This is a genomic window from Psychrobacter sp. 1U2, from assembly GCF_051847575.1.
In genome coordinates, this window is record NZ_JBPYDC010000287.1 from 1 (window position 1) to 1260 (window position 1260).

At 43.5% G+C, this 1260-nt stretch carries 1 protein-coding gene; it reads left to right on the plus strand.

Annotated features, from left to right (window positions below; translation table 11 throughout):
• A partial coding sequence (locus tag ACS8FD_RS15225) for an aspartate aminotransferase family protein (RefSeq protein ID WP_439276466.1) occupies nucleotides 1-1112 on the plus strand: 1112 nt, incomplete at its 5' end.
• Between the last annotated feature and the right edge of the window lie 148 nt (nucleotides 1113-1260).

Here is a 1260-nt window from a genome sequence, read left to right on the forward strand (position 1 = left end):
GGTTATATACCAAAGATGAAACTCCATATTTAGATGCACTTACAGGCATTGCAGTGTGCGGCTTAGGGCATTGTCATCCGAAGGTTACCGAAGCTATTCAGCAGCAGGCTGCCACTTTGGTTCATACCAGCAATTTGTTTGGCATCGATTGGCAAGAACGTGCAGGAGAAGCACTTTGTACTGCAGCACAAATGGATAGCGTGTTTTTTGCCAATAGTGGTGCTGAGGCCAATGAAGCTGCTCTAAAGATGGCGCGACTTTATGCTCACCAGCAAGGCTTTAAACGTCCAAAAGTTATTGTGATGGAGCAATCATTTCATGGTCGTACTTTACTATCGTTATCAGCGACTGCCAATCCTAAAGCGCGTGAAGGTTTTTATACCTTAGATGATGATTTTATCCGTGTGCCCTTCGGTGACATCGCAGCTATCAAACAAGCGGCCAAAGATTATGATGATATTTGTGCAATATTCATCGAACCTATTCAAGGCGAAGGCGGTCTCAATACTGCAGCTAATGGATTTAGCTATTTAGAAGAGCTACAAGCACAATGTGAGACAAACAACTGGCTCTTTATGATTGATGAAGTACAGACTGGCAACGGACGTACGGGCAAATATTTTGCTTATCAACATAGCAACGCTCGTCCTGATGTATTGACTACTGCTAAAGGCCTTGGTAATGGTTTTCCTGTAGGCGCCTGTATGGTACGCGGACGTGCTAACGGCTTATTCGGCGCAGGCAGTCATGGTTCTACTTATGGCGGCACACCGCTTGCAAGTCGCGTAGTACATAGTGTGTACGATGTATTGGCAAATAGCGGCATAATGGAAAACGCGTTAACCGAAGGTCAGTTTATTCGTAAAAGCATAACGGACGAGCTGCAACAATACGACGTTAGTAGTCGCGGTGCTGGAATGATGATAGGTATTGTCTTACCCAATACCATGGACTGTAGTCAGCTGGTGGATCTAGCACGCGATGAGCACAAACTAATCATCAATGTCACAGGCGGTCATGTCGTACGCCTATTACCGCCACTAAACATCAGCCGTCATGAAAGCCAGCAAGTTATTGAGCGATTAGTTAACTTATTGAGGCCCTTACTTTAAACTGGTTTTGTCATATACTTGATATATACTAAAGACCAAAGAGCCCTAAATAAGATTTATTTAGGGCTCTTTTCGTATCTCTATAACTTTACGCTTATTGACCATTAACAAGCATGGAAGTATTTTTTTAAAACTTCTAAGCAGCGAG